The organism is Ignavibacteria bacterium (assembly GCA_017303675.1).
Lineage (GTDB): Bacteria > Bacteroidota > Ignavibacteria > Tepidaquicellales > OLB5 > OLB5.
Genome location: JAFLBX010000001.1, coordinates 65,615 through 91,562 on the forward strand (window position 1 = coordinate 65,615; position 25,948 = coordinate 91,562).

At 38.0% G+C, this 25,948-nt stretch carries 26 protein-coding genes; 17 read left to right on the forward strand and 9 right to left on the reverse strand.

The window, feature by feature from the left end; translation table 11 throughout:
• The first annotated feature begins 16 nt into the window (after positions 1-16).
• The 6 genes from guaA to J0M37_00330 all read left to right on the forward strand — a co-directional run bounded on the left by guaA (position 17) and on the right by J0M37_00330 (position 6,236).
• Positions 17-1,564, forward strand: coding sequence for a glutamine-hydrolyzing GMP synthase (gene guaA / locus J0M37_00305; protein ID MBN8583506.1), 1,548 nt, complete (start codon positions 17-19; stop codon positions 1,562-1,564).
• Positions 1,565-1,581: 17 nt separating this feature from the next.
• Positions 1,582-2,940 carry an ABC transporter substrate-binding protein gene (locus J0M37_00310; GenBank protein ID MBN8583507.1) on the forward strand — a complete coding sequence of 453 codons (1,359 nt, stop codon included), beginning with the start codon at positions 1,582-1,584 and terminating at the stop codon, positions 2,938-2,940.
• A 19-nt stretch (positions 2,941-2,959) separates the two neighbouring features.
• Positions 2,960-3,601 carry a LysM peptidoglycan-binding domain-containing protein gene (locus tag J0M37_00315; GenBank protein ID MBN8583508.1) on the forward strand — a complete coding sequence of 214 codons (642 nt, stop codon included), beginning with the start codon at positions 2,960-2,962 and terminating at the stop codon, positions 3,599-3,601.
• A gap of 220 nt (positions 3,602-3,821) precedes the next feature.
• Positions 3,822-4,100 carry a hypothetical protein gene (locus J0M37_00320; GenBank protein ID MBN8583509.1) on the forward strand — a complete coding sequence of 93 codons (279 nt, stop codon included), beginning with the start codon at positions 3,822-3,824 and terminating at the stop codon, positions 4,098-4,100.
• A 2-nt stretch (positions 4,101-4,102) separates the two neighbouring features.
• Positions 4,103-4,987, forward strand: a complete 885-nt coding sequence (locus J0M37_00325; protein ID MBN8583510.1) for a LysM peptidoglycan-binding domain-containing protein — start codon at positions 4,103-4,105, stop codon at positions 4,985-4,987.
• Between the two features lie 169 nt (positions 4,988-5,156).
• The gene (locus J0M37_00330; GenBank protein ID MBN8583511.1) at positions 5,157-6,236 is read left to right on the forward strand and encodes a PhoH family protein; all 1,080 of its coding nucleotides are present in this window, start codon (positions 5,157-5,159) and stop codon (positions 6,234-6,236) included.
• Here the strand turns inward: J0M37_00330 and J0M37_00335 are convergent.
• The 3 genes from J0M37_00335 to tmk are packed head-to-tail and all read right to left on the reverse strand — an operon-like array spanning position 6,186 to position 9,301.
• Entirely contained in the window at positions 6,186-7,001 is an 816-nt protein-coding gene (locus J0M37_00335) for a sulfite exporter TauE/SafE family protein (protein ID MBN8583512.1), read from the reverse strand. The genes J0M37_00330 and J0M37_00335 overlap by 51 nt on opposite strands.
• A 6-nt stretch (positions 7,002-7,007) precedes the next feature.
• Entirely contained in the window at positions 7,008-8,669 is a 1,662-nt protein-coding gene (locus J0M37_00340; protein MBN8583513.1) for a S41 family peptidase, read from the reverse strand.
• A gap of 8 nt (positions 8,670-8,677) precedes the next feature.
• On the reverse strand, positions 8,678-9,301 hold the full coding sequence (gene tmk, locus J0M37_00345; GenBank protein MBN8583514.1) for a dTMP kinase: 624 nt from the start codon (positions 9,299-9,301) through the stop codon (positions 8,678-8,680).
• A gap of 164 nt (positions 9,302-9,465) precedes the next feature.
• On the opposite strand from tmk, the gene J0M37_00350 reads away from it, so the two are divergent.
• The 5 genes from J0M37_00350 (at position 9,466) to J0M37_00370 (ending at position 15,519) form a co-directional block, all read left to right on the forward strand.
• Positions 9,466-10,413 carry a sodium-dependent bicarbonate transport family permease gene (locus J0M37_00350; GenBank protein MBN8583515.1) on the forward strand — a complete coding sequence of 316 codons (948 nt, stop codon included), beginning with the start codon at positions 9,466-9,468 and terminating at the stop codon, positions 10,411-10,413.
• A gap of 111 nt (positions 10,414-10,524) precedes the next feature.
• Complete coding sequence (mutS, locus tag J0M37_00355; protein MBN8583516.1) at positions 10,525-13,116, forward strand: DNA mismatch repair protein MutS; 2,592 nt, start codon at positions 10,525-10,527, stop codon at positions 13,114-13,116.
• Entirely contained in the window at positions 13,113-13,541 is a 429-nt protein-coding gene (locus J0M37_00360) for a GxxExxY protein (protein ID MBN8583517.1), read from the forward strand. The genes mutS and J0M37_00360 overlap by 4 nt, the downstream gene beginning before the upstream one ends.
• A 47-nt stretch (positions 13,542-13,588) precedes the next feature.
• The gene (gene tadA, locus J0M37_00365; protein MBN8583518.1) at positions 13,589-14,044 is read left to right on the forward strand and encodes a tRNA adenosine(34) deaminase TadA; all 456 of its coding nucleotides are present in this window, start codon (positions 13,589-13,591) and stop codon (positions 14,042-14,044) included.
• Between the two features lie 77 nt (positions 14,045-14,121).
• Positions 14,122-15,519 carry an MATE family efflux transporter gene (locus J0M37_00370; protein MBN8583519.1) on the forward strand — a complete coding sequence of 466 codons (1,398 nt, stop codon included), beginning with the start codon at positions 14,122-14,124 and terminating at the stop codon, positions 15,517-15,519.
• 30 nt (positions 15,520-15,549) lie between these two features.
• Here J0M37_00370 and J0M37_00375 read toward each other — a convergent pair whose 3' ends face one another.
• Together J0M37_00375 and J0M37_00380 are read right to left on the reverse strand one after the other, a co-directional pair.
• A complete protein-coding gene (locus tag J0M37_00375) occupies positions 15,550-16,188 on the reverse strand; it encodes a hypothetical protein (GenBank protein ID MBN8583520.1) in 639 nt (212 codons plus the stop codon).
• A 7-nt stretch (positions 16,189-16,195) separates the two neighbouring features.
• Entirely contained in the window at positions 16,196-16,954 is a 759-nt protein-coding gene (locus J0M37_00380; protein ID MBN8583521.1) for a hypothetical protein, read from the reverse strand.
• Between the two features lie 144 nt (positions 16,955-17,098).
• Here J0M37_00380 and J0M37_00385 point away from each other — a divergent pair, with 144 nt between their 5' ends.
• The 6 genes from J0M37_00385 (at position 17,099) to paaJ (ending at position 21,106) form a co-directional block, all read left to right on the forward strand.
• Positions 17,099-17,677: a TetR family transcriptional regulator gene (locus tag J0M37_00385; protein ID MBN8583522.1), complete on the forward strand. Its 579-nt coding sequence runs from the start codon at positions 17,099-17,101 to the stop codon at positions 17,675-17,677.
• 169 nt (positions 17,678-17,846) lie between these two features.
• Positions 17,847-18,836, forward strand: a complete 990-nt coding sequence (gene paaA / locus J0M37_00390; protein ID MBN8583523.1) for a 1,2-phenylacetyl-CoA epoxidase subunit A — start codon at positions 17,847-17,849, stop codon at positions 18,834-18,836.
• 60 nt (positions 18,837-18,896) lie between these two features.
• Complete coding sequence (locus tag J0M37_00395; protein ID MBN8583524.1) at positions 18,897-19,271, forward strand: four helix bundle protein; 375 nt, start codon at positions 18,897-18,899, stop codon at positions 19,269-19,271.
• A gap of 29 nt (positions 19,272-19,300) precedes the next feature.
• A complete protein-coding gene (paaB, locus tag J0M37_00400; GenBank protein ID MBN8583525.1) occupies positions 19,301-19,717 on the forward strand; it encodes a 1,2-phenylacetyl-CoA epoxidase subunit B in 417 nt (138 codons plus the stop codon).
• A 2-nt stretch (positions 19,718-19,719) separates the two neighbouring features.
• On the forward strand, positions 19,720-20,490 hold the full coding sequence (paaC, locus tag J0M37_00405; GenBank protein MBN8583526.1) for a phenylacetate-CoA oxygenase subunit PaaC: 771 nt from the start codon (positions 19,720-19,722) through the stop codon (positions 20,488-20,490).
• A gap of 112 nt (positions 20,491-20,602) precedes the next feature.
• The gene (paaJ, locus tag J0M37_00410; GenBank protein ID MBN8583527.1) at positions 20,603-21,106 is read left to right on the forward strand and encodes a phenylacetate-CoA oxygenase subunit PaaJ; all 504 of its coding nucleotides are present in this window, start codon (positions 20,603-20,605) and stop codon (positions 21,104-21,106) included.
• A gap of 67 nt (positions 21,107-21,173) precedes the next feature.
• Here the strand turns inward: paaJ and J0M37_00415 are convergent, their stop codons facing one another.
• The 4 genes from J0M37_00415 to J0M37_00430 form a co-directional block, all read right to left on the reverse strand.
• Positions 21,174-22,490 (reverse strand): trypsin-like peptidase domain-containing protein, encoded by a 1,317-nt coding sequence (locus J0M37_00415; protein ID MBN8583528.1) that lies wholly within the window; start codon positions 22,488-22,490, stop codon positions 21,174-21,176.
• 126 nt (positions 22,491-22,616) lie between these two features.
• Positions 22,617-23,531, reverse strand: a complete 915-nt coding sequence (locus J0M37_00420; GenBank protein ID MBN8583529.1) for a CDP-alcohol phosphatidyltransferase family protein — start codon at positions 23,529-23,531, stop codon at positions 22,617-22,619.
• Between the two features lie 39 nt (positions 23,532-23,570).
• Positions 23,571-24,713, reverse strand: a complete 1,143-nt coding sequence (locus tag J0M37_00425) for an aminotransferase class I/II-fold pyridoxal phosphate-dependent enzyme (GenBank protein MBN8583530.1) — start codon at positions 24,711-24,713, stop codon at positions 23,571-23,573.
• Positions 24,714-24,717: 4 nt separating this feature from the next.
• Positions 24,718-25,923, reverse strand: coding sequence for a phosphoglycerate kinase (locus J0M37_00430; protein MBN8583531.1), 1,206 nt, complete (start codon positions 25,921-25,923; stop codon positions 24,718-24,720).
• Between the last annotated feature and the right edge of the window lie 25 nt (positions 25,924-25,948).

A 25,948-nucleotide genomic window follows, 5' to 3' on the forward strand; every position in this document is an offset into this window, starting at 1 on the left:
ATTCGTAATTTTATAAATGCACGCAGATAAAATAATAATAATCGATTTCGGCTCACAATACACCAAGCTTATAGCCCGCAAGGTAAGGGAGTGTCATGTATATTCAGAAGTAATTGCCTGCACAGCTGATATGCAAAGCCTTGTAAATGATAAGACCATAAAAGGCATAATACTTTCAGGCGGACCGCAGAGTGTTTACATGAAAAACGCCTATTCACTAGCAGAGCTAATTTTAGGGCTTAAGGTCCCGATACTTGGAATATGTTACGGTCTGCAGCTTCTTTCACATCACTTTAAGGGAAGTGTAAAGGGAGGCAAAACCAGAGAGTTCGGCAAAACCAATATTCATATTACTTCAGCAAAAGGTATCCTGAGCGGAGTTGACCGTGATCTGACGGTTTGGATGAGCCATAATGACCATATTAAAAAGCTGCCTCAGGGTTTTAAAGCTACTTCAAAAAGCGAGAACGGTCTTATCAGCAGCTTTGAAGCAGTAAAGCAAAGAATTTACGGCGTTCAGTTCCACCCGGAAGTTAATCACACCGAGCAGGGGAAAAAAATACTGAATAATTTCCTTTACCGTATCTGCAGAATAAAAAATAAATGGCAGATGGGTTCATTTGTACATGAAAAGGTAAAGGAAATTAAAGAGCTTGTTGGTAATGAAAGGGCAATTTGCGCAATGAGCGGCGGGGTTGATTCCGCAGTGGCAGCTTTTATGATCCATAAAGCAATCGGCAGGAACCTCATCTGCGTTCATATTGATAACGGTCTTATGCGCAAGAATGAAAGCGCAGAAATTGTAAAGTATTTCAAAGGCAGGCTTAATTTAAAATTCATAGATGCATCAAAGCTGTTTCTGAAACGACTCGAGGGTGTAACTGACCCTGAAAAAAAGCGTAAAATTATAGGAAAAACATTCATTGATGTGTTCCAGGATTTCGCCAAAAAACAATCCAAAGGCAAAAACAAAATTAAATACCTTGTGCAGGGCACATTATACCCTGATGTTATTGAATCATCATCATTTCACGGGCCGAGTGTAACAATAAAAACACATCATAATGTTGGCGGTTTGCCGAAATCTCTGCATATGAAGCTTATCGAGCCTTTCAGGGAACTATTCAAGGACGAAGTCCGTGTAATAGGCAGGCTGCTAAAGATACCGGAAGTTATTTTGGGAAGGCATCCATTCCCGGGTCCCGGGCTTGCGGTAAGGATACTTGGTGCAGTTACCAAAGAAAAACTTGATATATTACGTGAAGCCGACTATATTTACAGGTTAAACCTGCATAAACACGGTTTATACGATAAAATCTGGCAGGCTTTTGCAGTTTTACTGCCGGTTTCTACTGTGGGTGTTATGGGTGATCTGAGGACATACGAAAAAGTAGTGGCATTAAGGGCTGTTGAAAGCGTTGATGGCATGACAGCTAACTGGTTTCCAATGCCGGCAAAAGCTCTTGAGGAAATTTCGACCGGTATAACAAACAATGTAAAAGGAATTAACAGGGTGGTTTACGATATAAGCAATAAACCGCCATCTACTATAGAATGGGAATAAAGAATATAAAATTACAAATGCCAAATAACAAATGTCAAATTAAGATATTGGTGATTCTTTTTATCGGCATATTATTCCTTAACCCGTTAAAAATAATCTCGCAAAACACAGTTAAGATAGGTGTTGCACTGCCCATGTTCTCTGATTCTGAGGATGATACCAAAAAGCAGCTTGGCAATGAAATACTTGACGGTATAAAATTTGCTTTGCAGGAATACAGCAAAGGGGCGCCTGTAAAAGTAACACTGGAAGTGATGGATACCAAACGTGACCCTGTACTGGCCTCTGATATAATCAGGGCATTTGGTGAAGATGAAAGTATTATAGGGGTTATAGGACCGGTTTTCAGCAGTGAGCTAAGTGAATCAGCTTTAAACGGGCCTCAGTTCAGCCTTCCTATTGTTTCTCCTACAGCGACCGGTGATGAGCTTGCTGCGAATTACAATTATGTTTTTCAGCTAAACCCCAGCTATGAAGTAAGGGGCAAGCTTATGGCTGATTATCTAATTAAGAAAAACGGTTTAAAGAACTTTGCGGTTATCTACGAGGAAACTTACGGTGATAACTTCAGGAAACATTTTGACAGTGAAGTTAAGGTTTTGGGCGGGAAAGTCCTTGTAGCGCAGTCATACCCCAAAAATCCGCAGAACATAACCGAACAGTTAGGTTCCATTACAAAATATATCAGGGAAAATGACCTGTTCATAAATGCTGCTAACCTTAATCTGACACAAAGACAAAAACTGGAATCCAGCGGGGTACGATGGTCATTAATTGATTCATCAGTCAGCTTAAATATGGATGTAAGCATATATTATATGTTCGGTAAAAATGCCAAAAAAATTATTGATACACTTAACATAAAGCCTTACAAGCTAAAACCGGAAACCACAAAATTCGTACAGGGCGTAATTGATGCAATCTATATACCGATAGCAAACCCCGGAGAAATAAATGTAATTGTTCCCCAGCTTTTTTCTGAAGGGCTTGGAATGTATATTGCAGGCACCGGCGACTGGAACAATGAAAAGACACTGGAAGAAAATAAAGTTTATCTTAAAAATGTTGTTTTTGAATCAGAATACTTTCCTGATGAAACCAGGCTTGCTGAGTTAAAAGATAACCTGAAAAAAACAAAATATAAGATTTCTAAAAACTTTTTATTCGGTTATGATACAGGCAAGCTCCTGTTTAAGCTTATAGGTGACGGCGCAAAAACCAGGCAGGATCTGAATACTGCGCTTAAAAATCTGGTAAATTATGATGCAATTAAATCAAAAATATCGTTAGATTACCACGGTATCAATTCAGAGCTTAATATTTTAAGATACGATGATGTTATCAAGCTTGTAGAAACATATAAACTTTCAAAATAAACGGTTAAACCAAAAAGTATTGCTTAAATTTTTTAACATATTATTACTTATTCTCATTTTATCAGGCGAAGCTTTTGCGCAGACCGATAAACTGCCAGATAAGCTTCCTGATGACCTGAATCAGAAGCAATGGGAATTTGTAAGAGATATGTACGCAATTGACGCAATACTGCTGCTTGCAAAGCTGGATACACTTGCCCTTGAAATTGACAGCTTAAAGAAACTGAATGAATATGTTGATAACTTTGATTGTGAGGCTGAGCTATACGCAATTGTAGGGGCTACTAAAGAACAGGTTGCAGATTACAGGCTCAAGGTTCAAAACGCAGAATCAATGCTAAGCAGCAACACACCTATGGATGCGGCAAGAAGCCTGGTACAGGAGCTTTATAATTCAAAAATTAAATGCCTGCCTGAATTCAACGAAAGGGTTATAGCTTTACACAACAAAACAGAAAATATAAAATTCACAGAAGTAAAGCAAACCGGAGAAGATACTTATACAGTAGTATACGGTGACGTTCTTACGGGGATATCTTTGAAATATTACGGAACAGTAAACAGATGGAGAGAAATCTGGGACGCAAATAAGTCTGAAATTGACGATCCGAATTTTATTTATCCCGGTCAAATTTTAAAAATTCCGATGAATAAAGATTAATTTTTTCGGATACAGCAGTTAAAATTTATAAAATATTGAAATTTTTAGTGTATCAATTTTAGTACACATTTGTTAAAAATGCCATTTTTCCCTTGTTTTAAGCAAATACTACTGTATAGTTTTTTAGAATTCCACTTGACAAACGCAAACAAAAAAGTTATATTTGTTACGTTAATTAACCAATTTATAAACAAGCCAATTTAATACAGGAGGTATTTCAATGGCAAATTTAAGAAGCAAGCTTTATATGCTCTTAATAGCAGCAATGTTCTCCGGATCAGCTTTCATGGTTGGTTGCGGCGGCGGTGTTGACGAAGAGCAGATGGAAGCTTTAAATAACCTGAAAGCAGAAGTTGAAAGCTTACGCGCTCAGGTAAAAGGTAAAGAAGACGAAAAAGCTTCTTTACAGAAACAGATTTCAGACAAAGATGCTAAAATCAAAAAATGCAATGACGATATGGCAAAAACCAAGTCATGCGTAGACGGGATGGGTAAATAATAATGAAATTACATAAATTATTTATTTTATTCTTTTTAGCATTAGGTTTATCATTAAACAATGCTAACTTATTAGCACAGGATGATGACGATGATGATGATGATGATGATCAGCAGATGGAAGAAATGGATGAAGAAGAATGGCAGAGACAGATGGACGAGCTCAACGCTGAGAAGAGCAATTTAACAACAAAATTAGCTCAGTTAAACGGCGAGATCGACAACTTAAAAGGAACATCAGCTAACAAAGATAAAGAACTCGAAAAATGCGAGAACGATCTTTACGCTTTAGTTGGTACAACAAAGAGCGGTGTTGCTGATTTCAGAAAGAAATTTGAAGAAACAGAGAAGAAGATCAACGGTAAAGTTGGAACACCGGCTGATGCCCGCAAGATGTACTTCGACGAAATTTCAAAAGATAAAGCTCGTTGCTTACCTGAATTCCAGGACAGATATGCTTCCATGAAAAAGAAACTTGAAGATTGGGAAGGCATGAAATCACCTGAAGCTTGCTACACTGTTGTAAAAGGTGACTGCTTATGGAAAATCTCCAAGATGAAATACGGTTCACCGTATTACTGGCCGGCAATCTGGGATGCTAACAAAAACGGCGTTGCTAACGCTGATGCTCTGAAAAATGCTAGACACAAAAAGGTAACCAATCCTAACTTGATCTATCCTGGACAGTGCATGAAGATCCCGACACTCACTGACGCTCAGAAAAAAGAAGCTGAAATGAAGTCAAAGAAATACAGAAAAACAAGAAAAGTTAAGTCAACAACAACTGACACTAAAAAAGAAGACGTTAAAAAAGACGAGAAAAAAGACGTTAAAAAAGACGAAAAGAAAGATGTAAAGAAAGATGAAAAGAAAGACGTTAAGAAATAATTAACGCTTTATGAATCTGACTTTGTCTTACTTCTTTTAAGCAAAGTTTTTCTAAAGCCCTTGGACTTCGGTTCAAGGGCTTATTTATTTACCGGAACTTCATCATACCGCATACCTGTTTAATAACATATTTGTAACAACTATTTATTTACGAAGGGATTAATTTTAATTGCCATTAACCGATAAAAACATAATTCTTGAAAACGTTGATCTTGTAAACTTTGCAGGAATTAACGAAAGAAATATTGACCTTATAAGAGAGCGTTTCGCTTCTAATATAACTTTAAGAGGTGAAAATGTATTTCTAAAAGGCGAAGAAGAAGAAGTTGCCCAGCTGGAAACGATTATTAAAGAGCTTAAGCTTTTGCAAAAAAGGCAGGGTAAAATTACCGAAGGTGACGTAAACCTGATCATTGAGCTGGTTACAGGATCGCAGGACCTGGCCTTGGAGCGCCGTACAGGCATTAAACGCGAAGAGCTTGATGATGTAATTCTGGTAGAAAAAAGTGATTTCATTAAGCCCAAAACCATGGGACAGCTTGAGCTGTTTCAAAAAACCAAGACCAATGAAATTGTTTTCGCAATTGGTCCTGCCGGAACAGGAAAAACCTACCTTGCTGTTGCTATAGCGCTGGCTGCTTTAAAGGCAAAAAAGGTAAACCGAATTGTGCTTTCAAGACCCGCAGTTGAAGCCGGCGAAAGCCTTGGGTTTTTACCGGGCGATCTTTCGGAGAAGGTAAATCCTTACCTTAAGCCGCTGTTTGACGCTTTGGAAGATATGGTGCCAATGGATAAGCTGAAAACTTACTTCGAAAGGAACATTATAGAGATCATTCCCCTGGCTTATATGAGGGGTAGAACGCTTAATAACGCATTTTTAATACTTGATGAAGCGCAGAATGCTACCTCCATGCAGATGAAGATGTTCTTAACCAGGCTGGGAATTAATTCCAAGTGCATTATAACCGGCGATATTACACAAATAGATCTGCCTTCAAAACAAACTTCAGGACTTGTACAGATACAGAATATTTTAAAAAATGTAGATGGTGTTGCTTTTGTTTACCTTGAAAAGAAGGATGTAGTTCGTCACAGGCTGGTTAAAGATATTATAAATGCATACGAGGAATTTGCAGTGAAAACCAACGGAAACGGGAATGGAAAACCTGAAGGCTCTGATGACAGGAGTAATCCTGTATCAAAAAAAGATGAGCTTAAGGGAGACGATAATAATGAAAACCGCAAATAATTTTGTTAAAAGGTAATGATGTGTTTTTTTGTTGATGTAAACCCCTACTCTTGCAAACGGAATTGACGCTGCAATTACAGGTAATGCGCTTAAAGTATCCACCATACCAAATGAATACGGAATATTTACAGCACCTGCAGGCGAGTTAATGAAATAACTTATCACTCCCGCAGCAGCAGTAATAAGTATAGCTGCCGAAGATGTGCCAATTGCCTTTTTAAACGGTACTTTCATTAAATAGTGCATTAAAGGTATCACAAACACACCTCCTCCAAGACCTGAAAATGCAGCAATTGCCCCGCTTAATGTTCCGATCCCGAGTGATATCCATGGGCTGAATGTTTCAGGCTGATCTTTTGTTTTATCTTCACCTTTACCCTTTTTATCAAACAGCATTTTTAGAGCAACAATTATAAGTACAGCAGAAAATGTATGCTTAAGTATTTCACCCGGCAGAAGTATTGCGATTTTTGAAAAAAGAAATACTGTGACCGCACTTGATAAACCGATATAAAGCGCGGCTTTCCACTCTACATTACCATGACCGAAATGTTTATGGGCTGAAGAAATGCTGGTAAAGATAATTGTAAAAAGACTGGTGGCAATAGCAATATGCATTAAATAAGGTGAATCAAAATGGTTAAATGAATAAACCGCAAGCAAAGAAGGGACGATAATAATACCGCCCCCTACCCCGAAGAGACCGGAAAGAATTCCGGCTGCAATGCCAATACAAAAAAGAATTATTATGGTTTCTAAGCTCAATTAGTTTTATTTAGGCTGAAGCATGCTGTTATAAAAACCTTTATCTTTAATTATCCTTAATGCTTCCTGAAGCTGCAGGTCATCCTTCGCAGAAGCTTCAACTATGACTTTTTCGGGTTTGTTATATTTCCTTAATATTTCAACTTCCAGCTTCTGCCTGATAACGGGTTTTGAGCTTTCAAAATCTTTGAACTTTTCAGCTTTAAGCTCACCTTCAAGGAGCCCTATGTAGCTTTTTACTTTTTCAGAATACATTTTTTCATCTGTATCTTTTTTAAGCTGCGCCAGCTCGCGCTCTGCGCTTGTATTAAATTCAAATTCAGTTGTGCTGATAAATTCCAGGAAACGGCTCAGTATTTCATCATTCATAACAAAATTTGCTCCATCAGGATTTTCAGATGTATACTTTGCAGCAAATTTGTAATACATATCTTCATAGTTCAACGCTTCCAGAAGCTCATTTGCTTTTATGATATCTACTACAACATCAGGGGTGATACCGCCTTCGGCATAGACTGTTCTGCCGCCAATTGTTTTGAATTCCTTCTGGTTAAAATACGGGTTCGGCTTAAAAACGCCGTATTTATTTTCTTTAAAATAATTTTTTGCCTGTATCCACCTTCCGCTTGGAGTAAAGTATTTCTGGTTTGTAATTTTAAGCTGGTTTCCGAAGCTAAGCGGCTGGAATACCTGGACAAGTCCTTTACCGAATGATTTTGTACCGACTATTACTCCCCTGTCAAGATCCTGTATAGCGCCTGCAACAATTTCACTGGCGGAAGCAGTACCTTCATCTATTAAAACAACCAGCGGAATATCGCTGTTGACCATCGGGTTTTCTGTAGCAAAATATTTCCTTTCAGAATCCAGCTTCCTGCCTTTTGTTGTTAACAAAAGGTCACCTTTTCTTGTGAATTTGTTCAATATACCAATAGCTGCATCAAGCAAACCGCCCCCATTACCGCGCAGGTCGATTATAATACCTTTGAGCTCACCTTTGGCTTTTAGCTCAGTTAAAGCATCCACCATTTCTGTTTCAGCATAACGGCTGAAACGATCAAGCTTAATATAACCTACACCATCATCAAGAATCCCTTTATAACCGATATTCTTAAGCTGAATTTCCTGGCGGGTAAGAGTATATTCAATTTCCCTTTCACCGCGCTGAACCTTCATTTTCATCTGGGTACCAGGTTCACCGCGTGTAAAGGTACGCACATCGCTTACTTTTTTGCCAAGCATGCTTGTTCCGTCAATTTCCAGTATCTTATCACCTCTTTTGATACCTTCTTTCTGCGCTGAATATCCTTCAAGTATATCCGTTATAATGATAGCACTATCCTTCATGCCTACTGTAATTCCAACACCGCCGTATTTACCGGTGGTAAGAAGATCAATTTCATCTTTTCTAGACTCATCCAGGAAGTTTGTATACGGGTCGAGTGTACCCAGCATTCCTTCAATTCCTGCTTTCATAAATTTATCACCGTCAATTTCATCAACGTAATCAAGCATTATTTCCTTATACAGCTTGCCAAAGACATCCATGTTGCGGTTAATCTGCGTATAGACATCATCATCTCCCCCGCCGGGAAGGCTGGCACCGGTAAAAGAAATAAATATAATAAGGATAAAAAAGAGCCTTTGAAAATTTTTTAAATTGATCATTTTAAAATTTAATAATTGATTTTTAATTTTTTATTTACTTTTTCTATGATTGAATTATGTATCTCTGATATGGTAAGTGAGCCTTTAATGACAACAAATCTTTTTTTATTACGGTTTGCAATATCTTTAAAACCTTTATATACCTTATTGTAATACGCTAAGTTCTTGTTTTCCATTCGGTCTTTTGCGTTTCCTCTTAAATTTGCGCGGGAAAACGCAGCTTTGGGGGCAATATCGATCAGTATGGTCATATCCGGTTTTAAGCCTCCGGTTGCTATATCATTAACCTCCAATACCTGCTTAAGTTCCATTTTACCGCCGTAAGACTGGTATGCGGTCGAAGAATCGTAATACCTGTCACATATAACAACAAATCCTTTTTTTAGATGCGGTTTAATTACCTGGCTAACCAGCTGTGAGCGGGATGCAGAAAAAAGCATAAACTCAGTTAAAGGAGTCATTTCTATATGTTCGCGGTCCAGTATTATCTCACGTACTTTTTCTGAAATAGTTGTTCCGCCGGGCTCTCTAAGCAGCACTGAGCTGATCTTCTTGCTTTTAAGGTATTCGTGCAGCATTTTTGCCTGTGTTGATTTCCCTGAAAAATCCAGCCCTTCAAAAGTTATGAACATTTTTACATCGTAAAATTATCTGATTCTGTTAAGTTAATACTTTAAATAACATTAATAAATTGAGAATTTTAGGTATAAATTTACCGTTAATAAAAGATGATTGTTAATAAAGTATTTAATATTAATAGTATTATGCATAACTTTGGCGAATATTAATAAAATAAATGCATTTACTTGATCCTGTAATATTATTTTTCATCCTGGGTGTATTAGCTCAGATCGTAAAATCTGACCTGAAAATACCGGATGATTTTTATAATACAATCAGCATTTATTTACTGCTGGCAATTGGAATTAAGGGGGGTATTGAACTTCATACAACTGGTTTAAATACTGTAATTTATCCTGCTGCCGGTACATTGATCCTTGGTCCGTTCATTACAATTCTTGCATTTTTGCTGCTGCGCTTTATTTACAGATTTAACAAAGAAAATTCAATTGCTATAGCCGCACACTATGGTTCCTGCAGTGCTGTAACCTTTGCAGTCGTAACAGATTACCTCCGTACAGCACTTGTACCATATGAAGAATACAGCACGCTACTTCTGGTTTTTTTTGAAATACCCGGTATTGCCGCGGCAATTTTACTCGCAAAAATTGATGCGCATACAGAATTCAACTTAAAAGCGTTACTGCACGATGTATTTTTAGGTAAAAGTATATTACTTATGGGCGGGGGGATTTTAATAGGATATTTTATTGCTTTATCTGAAACGAAGCAGCTTAATTTTTTCTTTATTGATATGTTTAAAGGTTTTCTTGCTTTGTTTATGCTTGAAATGGGTATTGTTACCGCTAAAAGACTTACCGACCTAAAAAAAGTCGGAATACCTTTATTGATATTCGGTATTACTTTCCCGGTAATTGCATCGATCTTCGGAATTATAACCGGGATGATATGCGGCTTATCACCCGGGGGGACAATAATTCTCGCAACTCTTTCAGCAAGCGCATCATATATTGCTGCTCCGGCAGCTGTTCAAATAATCCTGCCAAAAGCTAACCCGACTTTATACTTAACTTTATCACTGGGCATCACTTTTCCTTTTAATGTATTGATCGGAATTCAGATCTATTCATGGCTGGCGTTCAAAGCATTTCAGATATTTTAACTCAGGACTTATTGATATTTTTTCTCAATTGAAACTCCCCCATTTTTAGCGTAATTTTGTAAATTCCACCAAAAATATTTCAATTTAATGGCAGAAACCCAGACACCGCTTATGCGGCAATATTCCCAAATTAAGGCAAAATATCCGGATACTATCCTGCTTTTCCGCATGGGTGATTTCTTCGAGACATTTGATACAGATGCCGGGATTGCCTCAAAGGTGCTGGGAATAACGCTTACAAAACGCTCCAATGGCGGCGCAAGTGATGTTGCTCTTGCCGGTTTTCCGCATCACGCCATTGATAACTACCTGCCTAAGCTTGTAAAAGCAGGCTACAAAGTAGCCGTATGTGAACAGCTTGAAGACCCGAAACTAGCTAAAGGAATTGTTAAACGTGATGTTGTTGAAGTGGTTACTCCGGGATTGACTTTCAATGATAAGCTGCTAGACCATAAAAGCAATAATTACATCTGCTGCCTTTTCACAAAGGAAGAAAAATGCGGTTTTGCTTTTTGTGATATTTCAACAGGAGAGTTCCAGGCGTGTGAAATTGCATTTAAGAATGTAAAGGAACAGTTAGAGCTGATCGGACCGGCTGAAATAATAATTTCAAAATCACAAAAAGGGCTGTTTTCAAATGTTATCGATATGGAACATAATCCGCTTGTGAAAGCAAGAATAACTGTCACAAAGCTGGATGAATGGATATTTAATTATGATTACTGCAATGAGCTATTGCTTTCACAGTTCAAAACTAAATCTCTTAAAGGCTTTGGGCTTGATGAGTACCCGCTGGGCATAATCGCTGCAGGCGGTATTTTAAGCTATATTAATGAAACACAAAAAGGCAGCGTAACCCATATAAATAAAATATCGTTTTATGATACCAGTGATTATATAATTTTAGATGATTCAACCAAAAGAAATCTTGAGATAATTTCGTCTATTTCCGGAGGAAACCGCGAAGGAACACTCATTTCTATCTTAGACCGCACTCAAACAGCAATGGGAGCCAGGCTGCTTAAGAACTGGATCTCACGCCCACTGAAAAAAATGGCTCAGCTTCACAAAAGGCAGGAGTGTGTAACAGAATTTTATGAAAATAAGCCCCTTGCCGGGAATCTGGCTTCATTATTCAAGAACATAGGCGATCTTGAAAGGCTTATTTCAAAAATTGCAACAGCGCGGGCTGTAGCAAGAGATCTTATCAACCTGAAATATTCATTAAAGAATATTACAGAAGTTAAAAAGCTGCTGAATGATTCTAAGTGCAGAACACTTGCCGATATTAATTCAAATCTGAAAGAGCTAACCGAACTGGCTGAGCTGATAGATGCTTCAATAAACGAAGAAAATTCCGTTCAGATGGAAAGCAAGCTTATTATCAGGCCGGGATACAGCGCAGAGCTTGATGAGCTGAGAAGCATACTTAACAGCGGCGAAGCCTGGATGGAAAATTACCAAAGAAAAGAGCGTGAAAGAACAAGGATAAACTCGCTTAAGGTAAGCTATAATAAAGTGTTCGGGTATTATATAGAAATATCAAAAGCAAACAGGGATAAAGCAGAAGGTCTTGAAGGATATATACGCAAACAAACCCTGGTAAATGCTGAAAGGTATATTACTCAGGAATTGAAGGAATATGAAGAAAAGATCCTTACTGCTAATGAAAAAATATCAGCGCTGGAATCAAAGCTCTTTGCAGATATCAGGCTGAAAGTTGTTGAATATGCCAATGATATCCAGCTTAACGCAGCAATGATAGGAATAATAGATGTACTGCTTGGATTTGCTGAAATTGCCAAACAATATAAATATACTAAACCGGATATTTCAGATAACAATGACCTGGAAATTATTGAAGGCAGGCACCCTGTAATTGAACAGCTTCTGCCTGCAGGTGAAAAATTTGTGCCAAATGATACAGTGCTTGATCCCGATGAAACGCAGATCATAATTATTACCGGCCCCAATATGAGCGGTAAATCAAGTTACCTGAGACAAGTAGGCTTAATAGTACTTCTTGCACAGATAGGCTCATATGTGCCTGCCAAAAAGGCAAAGATAGGCATTTGCGACCGTATTTTTACAAGAGTCGGCGCAATGGATAATATCTCAAGGGGTGAGAGTACCTTCCTTGTTGAAATGCAGGAATCAGCAAATATACTTAATAACCTGACGCCTAAGAGCCTTGTTCTGCTTGATGAAGTCGGCAGGGGTACAAGTACTTATGACGGAATCTCTATAGCATGGGCAATCACAGAGTATATACACGAAAATCCGGTTGCAAAAGCAAAGACGCTCTTTGCAACGCATTATCATGAGCTGAACGCTTTGGCAAGTCTATACCCGCGGATTAAAAATTCAAGGGTTGAAGTTAAAGAAGTTGGCGATAAAGTTATTTTTCTTCACAGGATAAACGAAGGTACAGCTGACCACAGCTTCGGAATTCATGTTGCTCAAATGGCGGGTCTGCCTGATATGGTAACCAAACGCGCGAAAGAAATACTTGGCAACCTTGAAAAACGCGAAGAGCGCACGAGAAGAAAAGATGAGTTCCAGATCAACCTGTTTGAATATAAAGATAATGAGCTTGATGATATACTGAGTAAGATAGATATTGAAAATATGACTCCTATAGATGCATTAAATAAGCTTCAGGAACTGAAGAGAATTTCAAAAGGTCTTAATAAAAGCAAATGAACAACAGAGAAACTGAGACACTGAGTTTGGAATATGTTCATAGACTGAATTCAATCAGTGGACAAGTATTAGATGCATCAATTGAAGTACACAGAAATTTGGGTCCGGGTTTATTAGAATCTATATATGAAATATGCTTACTTAAAGAATTAAAAAGCAGGGGAATTGAAGCCAAATCACAATTATTACTGCCGGTATATTACAAAGGTGAACTGTTAGAGAAACAATTTACAATTGACATACTTGTTGAAGATCTTGTAAAAGTAGAAATTAAGACCGTTGAGAGAAATATTCCTATTAACAAAGCTCAATTAATGACTTATTTGAAATTATCAGGAAAACACCTGGGTTTACTAATAAATTTTAACGTTCCATTGCTTGTACAAGGTTTTGAAAGAATTCTAAATGGTCAATTTCCAAAATAATAACTCTGTTTCTCTGATTCTCTGTTGTTAAATAATTTGTAATAAAAATGAATATGTCGACACACGAAATATGGATGCAGTATGCTTACAGGGAAGCGGAAAAAGCCTATGAAAAGGGAGAAATTCCGATTGGCGCTGTAATTGTTTTTGATAACATGATAATCGGCAAAGGACATAACCAGGTTGAAACATTAAAAGATCCTACCGCTCATGCTGAGATAATTGCGATCACATCTGCTGCAGAATACCTCACTTCTAAAGTACTGCTGGGCTGTACAATGTATGTAACACTTGAGCCGTGTTCTATGTGTGCCGGAGCTATAGTTCTCGCAAAGCTGGAAGGCTTGTATTTCGGAGCGTATGATAACAAATCAGGCGCATGCGGAAGCGTGCTGAATATTACGAATAATAAAGCTCTTAACCATCAGCTAAGTGTAACAGGTGGAATAATGGACGCCAAATGCGGTGAGCTGATAAGAAGCTTTTTTGATGTGAAGAGATGATCTGGTTTTACTTTTAAGTACTTTTTTTGAGATTGCTTCGCCGCTTACGCTCCTCGCAAATAACTTAAATATTTATATTGCTAACAACTTCAGGAAATTTAAATAAACAGATTGTAAGGCTTGCATGGCCGGTATTTCTTCAGAACCTGGGCCGAAGCCTTGCAGTTGCTATACTTGATTCATACTGGATAGGAAAAATTTCCAGCGAGCATCTTGCAGCGCTGGCTGTTGGCACATTTCTTTCATGGGGCGCATTTGCATTGGGCGAGCTTGTGCCGATAGGCACGAATGCACTTGTATCACAATCAGTCGGCGCAAAGGATGAAGATTCTGCACGGCATGTTGGTACGCTAAATCTGGTTAATTCTGTGATCTGGGGACTTTTGATAGCTGCTGTTATGATCCCTTTATTGCCGGTTTTATACGGATTCACAAATCTGGATGCCCCTAAGGCAGTACTTGCGAACGAATATCTGTTCCCAATACTGGTATTGCTGCCGGCAATTATATTGTTTGAATCCGGCAGTGCAATATTCCGCGGCCACGGAAATACGCAGACCCCGTTCAGATTATTGCTTGTGGTGTTTGCTTTAAAAATAATCCTTTCTCCCCTGTTAATATTTACATTTGATCTCGGTATCCGCGGTGCATCTATTGCTACAATGACATCTTATGGAAGCGTGTTTTTAATAATGCTTATACTGCTGAAGAAAAAAGGATTTATAACTTCAGTACAAAAGAAGTTTTCAAAAATAATAAAGGATGTTAAGTTCAACTGGAAGGTTACAAAGGAAACCATAAAGATAGGCTTACCGCTTTCGCTGGAAGGACTTGCTTTCTCATTCATTTATATTTTTGTGAGCCGCTATGTGGCTGATTTTGGCACAACTGGGCTCGCAGCGCTCGGAATAGGCCACCGCTCAGAGGCTATACCCTACCAGGTTGGCGAAGCGTTTGCAATTACAGCATCAATTGTTGTAGGGCAGAATATCGGCGCAGGTAATATTGAACGGGCAAACAAAGGAGCCTGGCGAGTATTATATCTATCATGGATACCAATGGCTGTATATGGAGTGGTGTTATTCTTTTTCCCTGCACAAATTGCGGGGATATTCACAACCGACCAGTCTGTGATAGAAACTGCGAAAGTTTATAATATGATAGCGGCATTCAGCATATTTTTTGCAATGAGCGAGCAGATATTTTCAGGCGCGTTTGCGGGAGCGGGAAATTCACTGCCGCCGCTTGCGATATATCTGCCTGTCACTGCTCTCAGGATACCGCTTGCTGCATTTCTAGCTCCTGAGTATGGTATGAACGGTATCTGGATTGCGATATTTGCAACATCAATCACTAAGGGTGTATTAATAGCATTCTGGTGGCGGCTTGGCAGATGGAAAAACCGCAAGTTCGCTCTTGGAAAAAAATCTGAGGAACCGGTGGAATCACCAATAGAGAAGTTTGATATACATTAAAAAAATTATTATCTTAACTAAATTATTTTATTACTTAAATATTTTTTTCATTTCTAAATCTAATATATCATCGCTAATAACTCCTTCTATATATTTATTACGTATATTCACCATTTCTTCAGTTAAAGTGTCTTCACGTACCCAACCTTGAGAAGAATATCTTAAATTATTCCATAAATAAGCCTCTACCTCATCCAAAAGTTTATAGCCCAAATTAACTTCTTCAATTTTAAATTCTTCCAATTTCATATGTAAATAATCACTTAATTTAGCCCAAAATCTTTCTAATTTTTTAAAATCAACAATCGATGTCCATTTATCTTGAGGTAGACCTGAATATTTACACCATAATCGATTAAAAAACAATACTCTTTCGTACTTATCAAAACCACCGGCATTGTTTTTTATTGCTTTTAGCATTTCTTTAACATCACCTGCTTTTCTTTCATCAGATTTTGTAAAACCTTTTCCATATTTAATAATAAAATGCCACTCAAAGATATAGCGTTCTATTGCTAATCTAAATTCTAAAGCTGAATATAATAATACTTTTTCTATTTTTTTTTCTATTCCATATCTTTTTAAATCAATTGCATTTATCAAATGGTTTGAAGATAAAACTCCTATTTTAGTATTAATGATTGCTTCAATTGTTTTATGAAATGGCATATTAGTATTATTTTATTTCTGTAATATTTATCTCATGGAATAACATTTCTTTTTCATTGTCATTCCAAGTTTTATTAAAGTTCAAAATATATTTTTGGGAAATAGTCTCAGCATTCTCACAACCAACAATAATTTCAAATGAATACGAACCAGGCAATAAACCATTTCTAAAATCTGGGGTTGGCCAATATACTGCTAAAACAAATACAACATCCCCTTCTATTAATCCTTTTGGCTTAATTTTATTATATTGAGGTTTAGTAATTGAGCCTAAATTACAATATTGATATGTCCCTGGTGAGATATATGGCCAATACATACGTTGCTTCACTTTTCCATCTAGATCGACTTCATGTGTACTCCACAATAAATTATCTTGTGATAATTCAATTAATTTTTCATTTTCATCTCGAATATCTTTAATTATTACTTCTACATTTTTAGCACTAATATTCCCAATGTTGTGAATTCGAAATCTAAAATAATATGTATGATAAGACCAATGGTAATGACAATCAGGTGGTGATAATATTAAATCACATTTTAGAATTGGTCTTGAAAACCAGCTTCTTATAATATCTTGAAATGATGCTATGATACCAAGAAATGTTGTTGCTATAGTAAGTATTATTGTCCAAAAAACTATTTCCCATTGTGAATCTAAATTATGGTTAAAAAATGTGTATTTACAAAATCTGTATAAAACTGGAATTATTATTGCTATTAATAGCAGTAAAATTAGTAACTTTATGATTTTATTCTTCATATGATAATTTAGTCAATCTTACCCAAAAATTTTATATAAAAATTTTTCTTTATAAATTTGCTTTTTAATTTGAGGCTTTATATATTTACCTAACAAACGTTAGTAATTTCCACAAATGTTGATTTTTCGAAGATAATGGACACTATTTCACGTAAAGAACAGATAATTACCATTTCGGCGAAGCTTTTCAGGCAAAAAGGATATGAGGCAGCTTCAATGCGGGATATTGCTGCTGAGCTTGGAATTGAAGCGGCGAGTCTTTACAGCCACATAAAAAGCAAGGATGAAATACTCGAAACTATATGTTTCCGTATGGCTGATGAGCTGCTGAAAGCTATTGATGAAGTAAACGATGTATATTTTAACGCCGAAGAAAAGCTTGCAACTGCTATTAAGAATCACGTTAAAATTGTTACCGGTGATCTTGATTCATCGACGGTTTTTCTGAGGGAGTGGCGCAGACTTCCAGAAGGCAAGCTCGGGGAATTCATAAAGCTGCGAAATAAATATGAAGACGGATTTATGCAGATTCTAATAAACGGCGAGAACGAAAATGTTTTTGAAGCGCCTGATAAAAAGTTCGCAGTGCTTACAATTCTCTCAGCAGTTAACTGGATAACCGAATGGTACAGTCCGAAAGGTAATATGACACCGGATGAAATATCTGAACATTTGTACAGGTTCATAACAACCGGATTGAAAGTAAAGGCTCTCCAATCCTGAGCCCGACAACAAGTGGAGGACAACCTCCGGGAAGATTCCCGAAACAATTGTAAAATCCGGTAATTTATAATTAAATATTTACAGAATTAAATAAAAGAACAAATATTAACAAATTTTAAATAATATAAACAGCAGCAGTGAGATCCTTCGCTGCGCTCAGGATAAAAAAATGTACGGAAATGCATACGTAGAATTATCAGATAAGGCTAAGAGCCTTATTGAGGGCGAAGACCCGCAGAAGCTTGCTGAGTTTGAAGCACGCATAGCAGCAGGCGAGAAAATTGAGCCAAAAGACTGGATGCCTAAAGCTTACCGGAAGCAGCTTATCCGCATGATAGAGCAGCATGCTCACAGCGAAATTATAGGCGCATTGCCGGAAGGCACATGGATAACCAGAGCACCGGGCTTCAGGCGTAAGCTTGCGCTTATGGCCAAGGTTCAGGATGAAGTTGGTCACGCTCAATTGCTTTACAGCGCAGCTGAAACACTCGGCAAAACACGAGAAGATATGATAAATGATCTTATCAACGGTAAATCAAAGTACTCAAATGTTTTCAATTACCCTGCTATGACCTGGGCTGATACTGCAATCATAGCCTGGCTGATTGATGCCGGGGCGATAATAAACCAGGTAACAAATTCAAAAGGTTCATACGGTCCATACTGCCGCGCGCTCGAAAGAATTTGCAGCGAGGAATCGTTTCATTTAAAATACGGACATGATAATGTTGTATTCCTTGCAACAGGAACACCTCAGCAGCGTGAAATGGTTCAGGAAGCATTAAACCGCTGGTGGCAGCCAATTATGCATTTCCACGGCCCGCCGGATAAAGCAAGCGACCACACCGAAATATTAATGAGATGGAAAGTTAAAATGGCTTCCAATGACGATATGCGCCACAGGTTCCTTGAAGAATATGTACCTAAAATTTGGGATCTTGGATTAACGATACCTGATCAGAAATTAAAGAAGAACGAACAGACAGGAAAGTGGGAATATACAGAACCTGACTGGGAGGAATTCAAACGTGTTATAAACGGAGATGGTCCATGCAATAAAGAGCGGCTGCAGGTAAGAAGATGGGCTGAAGAAAAAGGCGCTTGGGTGAGAAGAGCGCTTTTGAAAGCCGAATCCAAGTATACTATTCCATTAGCTTAAATTCAGATTACATATTTCAAATTACAAATTGCAAATTTAAAAAATAACTTATAAAATTAAATGGCAAAGATACAAAGATTTGAAGATTTAGAAGTTTACAAAAATGCATTAGACATATCTGTTTATGTTTATGAATTAACTTCACAAGGAAAATTATCAAAAGATTACGGATTAAAGGATCAAATAACGAGAGCAGCTGTTTCAATATCAAATAATATTGCCGAAGGTTTTGAATACGATAATAAGAAGGATTTCATAAAGTTTTTAAGGTATTCAAAGGGTTCAACAGGCGAAGTCAGAAATATGCTAAATTTACTGGTAAGGATAGAATTTATTGAAAAAGACAGGTATTCCTTTTTATACGAAAAAGTATCTTCCCTTTCTAAACAATTATTTGGTTTTATCCAATATTTAAAAAATTACAATAATAAGTAATCTGAAATCTGTAATTTGAAATTAGCAATATGAAAAAATCAATAGATCCAAGAATTAACCGGCTCGAACTGCCCGCAAATGAAGACGGGAAAGAAGTGCTTGATGAGCTGGAGCAATGGGAGACTTACGAAGTTTTCCACCAGAAAAAGCGCGGAGACCAGCATGTGCATGTTGGAATTGTTCATGCAGCATCAGCTGAAATGGCGCTGCTGCTTGCTAAAGAGCAGTATGCCCGCAGAAGGCAGACATCAAATCTCTGGGTTGTTAAAACCCGTGATGTGACTGCAACTTCATACGATGATTCAGATATATTTGAAACTACCCCTGAAAAAACATACCGTGAAGCAAGCGATTATTACTGTATGGACAGGATCAGGAAATACCAGCAGGAACACGGCATTAAAGACCGCAAGGAAGACAGAAGAAAGAAAAAGGAGTCTGCTTAAAAATGCAATACAATGAAACAGAACTTAAAGCAGTAAAAGAGTTTTTATACAAAATAGCTGATGACCAGCTTATAATAGGCCACAGGAACAGTGAATGGACAGGGCTGGGTCCGCTGGTAGAAGAAGACATTGCTTTTTCCTCGATCGCCCAGGATAAAATTGGGCAGGCACAGCATATATATGAAATTCTCCACACACTTGGCGAAGCTGATGCCGATACAATAGCGTTCACACGCAATGCCGCGGATTTCAAAAGCTGCCATTTAGTTGAATATCCGATCGGTGAATATGATTTCAGCTTAATGCGTAATTTTTTGTTTAACCACGCCGAAAAAATAAGATTTGAAATGCTTGCGGATACTTCCCTGGAGCAGCTTGCAAAGCTGGCAAAGAAATACCGCGGAGAGATTAAATACCATACTATGCATTCAGATACATGGATCACGCAGCTTGGCAGGGCCAACGAAGAAAGCCATGCAAGGATGCAGACAGCACTTAATGAAACCTTCAATCTTGCGCTTGGAATTTTTGAAGAAAGTGAATTTGCGGGTAACTTAAAAGAATTGAATATATTCGAAGGTGAATCTGCACTACAAAACAGGTGGCTTGAAGCAATTACTCCCCTGCTTGAAAAAGCTTCATTGGTTATCCCCGAAAGATCAGCATGGCAGCCGGTTTACGGCGGAAGAAAGGGATATCACACAGAATACCTGGAACCAATGCTCGAGGAAATGGGCGAAGTTTTCAGGCTTGATCCAAAAGCGGAATGGTAAATTGGGGTTAGGTGTCAGGTTACAAGTGACAAGTTCATAGCAAAAAAGCATCCCGCTGAGCAGAAAAGCGGGACCAGCATAAAGCGCTGGAAAGGCAAAAAAACAGAAGTAAATGAGATTTGGTACTTTGGTAAATATTACAAAAGAAGATGTACTTGAAGCTCTTCAGGATGTAAAAGATCCGGAGATACCTACAATTAGTGTTGTTGATCTTGGAATTATAAGGAATGTTGAAGTTGGTGAACGAATAATAAAAATTACAATGACCCCTACATTTTCCGGCTGCCCGGCGCTTAAGATAATGGAAAATATGGTGAAGGAAAAGATCACAGAGCTTACGGCACTGGATGTTGAAGTTACTACTAATTTTGATACGCAATGGAACACAAACATGATCACAGAAAAAGGGCTGGAAGGCTTGAAAAAGCACGGACTGGCACCTCCGCTGCGGCATGAAGGTTTAGTACAGATAGATATGATAACGCATGCTGAATGTCCTTTATGCGGAAGTACTAATACGGTAATTAAGAGTCCGTTTGGCCCTACACTTTGCCGCTCCCTTCATTACTGCAATGATTGCCTTAATGCATTCGAACAGTTCAAACCGGTTGAATAATTCAAAATATTATTTATAAAAAAAGCGTTCATAAGATTATGAACGCTTTTTTGTTACTATCCAATTATTATTTGCTAGGTATCTGAGATTTTATATACTCTGCAGGTACAAGATATATCTTGCCTACTTCTCCGTCGAATGCTTTTGTTATCATTCCAAGGAACTCACCGGCTTCATTAAATACCGCCCCGCCATCAAGTGAAATAGGCTTATTGGGTTTGATCTCAATTAGGCTGGTGTTTTTTGTCCATTTTTTTACGGCGCTCATCATTCCATCCATTGAATATACTATTGATGAAAGCGTATTGGGATAGTAGAACAGCTTAACTTTATCTCCGTACTTTGCAGATGAAACTGCAGCGTATTTTATCGGTTTGAACTTATCGGGCGCGCCGTAACGCAGGAACACCAGGTTCTGTTTCTGATCCAGGTCTTTTTCAGTCATATCGTCAATTCCTGCAAGTGAATCAGAAGGCAGTATAACACTGAAAAATCCTGCACCTTCTATAAGGTTCATAAGCTCAAAATTAGTGACAAGCAGCCCGTCTTTCAGTACAACTCCGGTACCAATTTTGACAGGTTCCTTATTCCTGTTATATACCTGGACTCTGATCAGAGGATTTTCCTTCTGGCTTACTTTGCCAATGGATCGGTCAATTTTTTCAGCGTAGGTCAGCTCCAGGGTCGGATCTTTGACCATTGAAGCTGTATCTGTCTGCTGGTTAAACATTATATTTTCAAATGTCATTTCCCATGTAAGTGTTCTGCCGGCAGAGGTCACAGCATTTGATTCTTTTATATCAAACGGGAATTCTATGGAATAAGTCACTTTTTTTGATGCGTAGGTTGGGCTGAACACACTGTTCATCAGCTCGTCATCAAAGCTGCGCTCAGCTTTGCGGGTTGTATGTTTAAATAACAGGTCGCCTTCATCATACTGGAATTTAAGGGTACTGAACTGAACAGGCAGCTGGTTTGACCAGCTGAATGTACATTCTTTAATAACCTTCAGCAGAACTGCGGGTTCATCAAAATGATACTGTAAAAAGACCTCTTTTGTGCCATCTGCATTAGTTGTCACTTTTACATCTTTCACAGAAGTACCGCCGACCCTGCCCATATCCATTTTAATGCGGTCTTCGATCATTGTGTTATCATTCACACTGTCGGCGCGTTTTTTCCATTTACCGGTAGCATCACTGGTTGCGAGAATATTCATTCTTTCAAAGAATTCCTTATCAAGCGTAACATAAATTTTTTCATCACCTGAACCATCGGGATTCATAACTATTTCCCTTTTTACATCAAAACAGCCGGTTGAGATGACAAGAAAAACCGTTAAAAAAGAAAGTAAAATAAATTTTGTAAATTTTACCTTATTCATGACTTATCTGATAATTTTTTTAGATTACAAAAATATTATTGTTTCTAACAACAGATCTAATTCAATCAATTTTAAGAATTACATATGTAACTTAAGACCTGAAACTTTTCACCTGTAACTTGCAACTTAAACTGTAACTCTATTAACCTGTTTCTGTACTAAAAATAAAACTAACATAAGTAAATTTAAAGGCAAAATGCAGATAATAAGGAATGCTTCCATGTTACCAAGCAATGCGCACACAACGCATAAGGTTATATGAGTAGTAGAGCCAACATAGCTCCATAACCTCAACAGCACACGGTTTTTGGCATAATATAATTTAGGGTTGGGTTTTTGCTCAACGTGGTTTTCTTCATGGTCCTTCTGAATTTTAAGCTGAAGAGCTGAATATTTAAGGTAAATAGAAATTAAAAACCGCTGGAAACCATGCGAACCGGATTCCTTAAGCCTTAAGCTTTCTTCTTCGTATTCTTTAATTTCTTCAATGATATTCTGCGCTTTGCCGTAAACCACCTCAAGGAATTTATTCCTGTAGAAATCAAAATAAAAGGCCTGAATGGCAGAAGAAACAGCCCCTAAAATGCTCGCAACCCAGATATAAGTAACAGGGTGCCAGTGCAGCAGTGAGTTTCCCCACAGCCCGATCTCGTGATCATTGAACTGTGAAGTAAGCCCGATGCCAATGCCAACAAACACAAAAATGCTTACAATATAATCAACAAAGCCGTCAACAATCCTGCCGACTTTTGTGCCGTTCTTTTTTAGGCGGGCTATCTGCCCGTCGGCGCAATCAAGTACATTGCTTGTAAAATACAAAATAGCCCCGATAACAAGGAATGTATAACTGCCGAATCCGAACATTATTCCTGATGTTGAGCCTATTGTGAGCGCTGCCGCTGAAACCCTGTCAGGTGTTAAGTTAAATGAATAAGTTGCCTTTACAAAAAGGAAGGCAAGCGGACGGTAAATAATAAGGTCGAAGATCTCTTCGACCTCAACTGCTTTGAGAGACGCTTTGTATTGGCTGTATAAACTCAATATTTATTTTTCTGTTCGTAAATAGCGGTTATCCGTTGTTTATTTCCAGTTTATCTCTTTGCAGTATTGAACTATAGTATCCATTAAGAGCTTGTTTTCCTGCTTTGTTCCCAAAGATATCCTTGCTTCTGTTCTGAAAGCATCTTCATCAAGGAATTTAATCCTCAGGTTCCTCTCATCGAGGTATTTTTTAAGTCCTGCGCGGATCTCAACAGGTATATCAACAAGCATAAAGTTGGCAAAAGACCTGAATGGTACAAATCCTTTTAAGCTAAGGAAGGTTTTGTACATCATTTCCTTATCTTTTTCATACTGTTTGCCTACTTTAAGATACCATTTGATGTTATCAAGAGCTATTTCTCCGAGTTTTTCTGAAACGCGGTTGTATCCAAGATACCGTGTTGTGAAATTGATAAGAACATCCAGGTTTTTACCGGCAAAAGCAAATCCAATGCGGAAACCTGCAAGAGCGAAGAACTTTGAAAAAGTTCTGCAGATTATCAGGTTTGGATATTCATCGATATACGGTTTTACATAATCATTTTCAGTTGAACCGAATCCCCAGTATGCTTCATCGATCATCGTGATAGTATCTTTGGTAGCATCTAGGAATCTTTTCAGGTCTTTGGAATCAATACGGTTACCTGTAGGATTATTGGGTGAAGCAATTACAACTACTTTTGGCTTGGTATCGTTATAGATCTGGATCATTGTATCAACATCATACAGGTAATACGGAATCCCTTCCATAACGCCTTTTTTCATGGGATACTCTACATTTGTACCGCCGCGTTCTGATGCAACTTTTTTATAATACCACCATGCTTCCCTGGGAATGAGGATCTTATCGCCCGGGTTTACATAACAATGGATTATCTGTTTAAGCAGATCTTCAGAGCCGTAGCTTAGCAGAACATGCTTTTCATCAAACCCGAAATCATCTGCAATCCTTTTTGAGAGCCTTGATTTAATTCCAAGCTGAAAGTCACGGGAATACCATGAAAGGTATTCAAGATCAGCCTTTTTTAAAAACTTATAAACTTCCGGAACCGGGCCGGTCTGTGATTCATTTCTGTCTAAAAATAAAGGTTCTTTGGGATATTTATTTTTATCAGATTTTACTTTTTTAGCTGATTTTTTGCTGATGGATGATTTTTTTGTTTTTTTCTTTTCTTTTGCCATAAAATTAGTTATTATTTAATGCCTCAACTCCGGGAAGGGTTTTACCTTCGAGGAATTCAAGGCTGGCGCCGCCGCCTGTTGAAACGTGGCTCACTTCTTTTTCGAGTCCCGCTTTTGCAATTGCGGCCGCTGAATCTCCGCCTCCTATAACAGTTACCGCGCCCTTTTTGGTTGCTTCAGCAAGGGCTTCAGCAATTTCAAACGTACCTTTGGCAAAGTTATCCATTTCGAAAACACCCATTGGTCCGTTCCATACAATTGTTTTGGCTTTCAGTATTTCACTCCTGAAAAGCTCAATAGTTTTTGCGCCGATATCCATACCGATCTTACCGGCCGGGATTTTATCAGCATCAACAGTGGAATATTCAGCGTCATTTTCAAATTTATCCGCAGCAACCACATCTGCCGGCAGAACAAGCTTATTGCCTGCTTCAGCTATAAGCTCTTTTGCAAGATCAATTTTATCTTCTTCAAGCAATGAATTGCCAATTTCATAGCCCATAGCTTTATAGAATGTGAAGATCATACCGCCGCCGACAAGAATTTTATCGGCTTTACCCAAAAGATTTTTGATAACATCAATTTTACCTGAAATTTTGCTTCCGCCAAGAATTGCAACATAGGGATGCTCAGGGTTAGCTATAGCCCTGGATAGATACTCCAGCTCCTTTTGCATCAGGTAACCTGCTGCGCAGGTTTTGATATAATGAGTAACGCCTTCTGTTGAAGCGTGCGCGCGGTGCGCGGTTCCGAATGCATCGTTAATGTATATATCGCCGTATGAAGCGAGCTTTTTTGCAAATTCAGGGTTATTCTTTTCTTCTTCATTATAAAAACGAAGATTTTCGAGTAGTAAAACATCACCATCCTGAAGATCGTTAACAATAGCTTCAGTACTTTCACCAATACAGTCATCAGCAAACAGAACAGGCTTATCAAGCAGTTCAGAAAGATGCATAGCAATGGGTCTGAGGGAATACTTCATGTTCTTTTCGCCTTTAGGTCTGCCCATATGGCTCATTAATATAAGCCTGCCGCCTTCTGATATAATCTTTTTTATAGTTGGCAGTGATTCAACTATTCTTTTATCATCGGTTATCAATCCCTCTGTTTCTTTAGACATAGGAACATTGAAATCGACCCTTACCAAAACTCTTTTAGACTTTAACCCGCCATCTTTTGAAAGGTCTTCTATTGTTAATTTATTCATAATTCTCTTTTAAAACCGTTGAAAC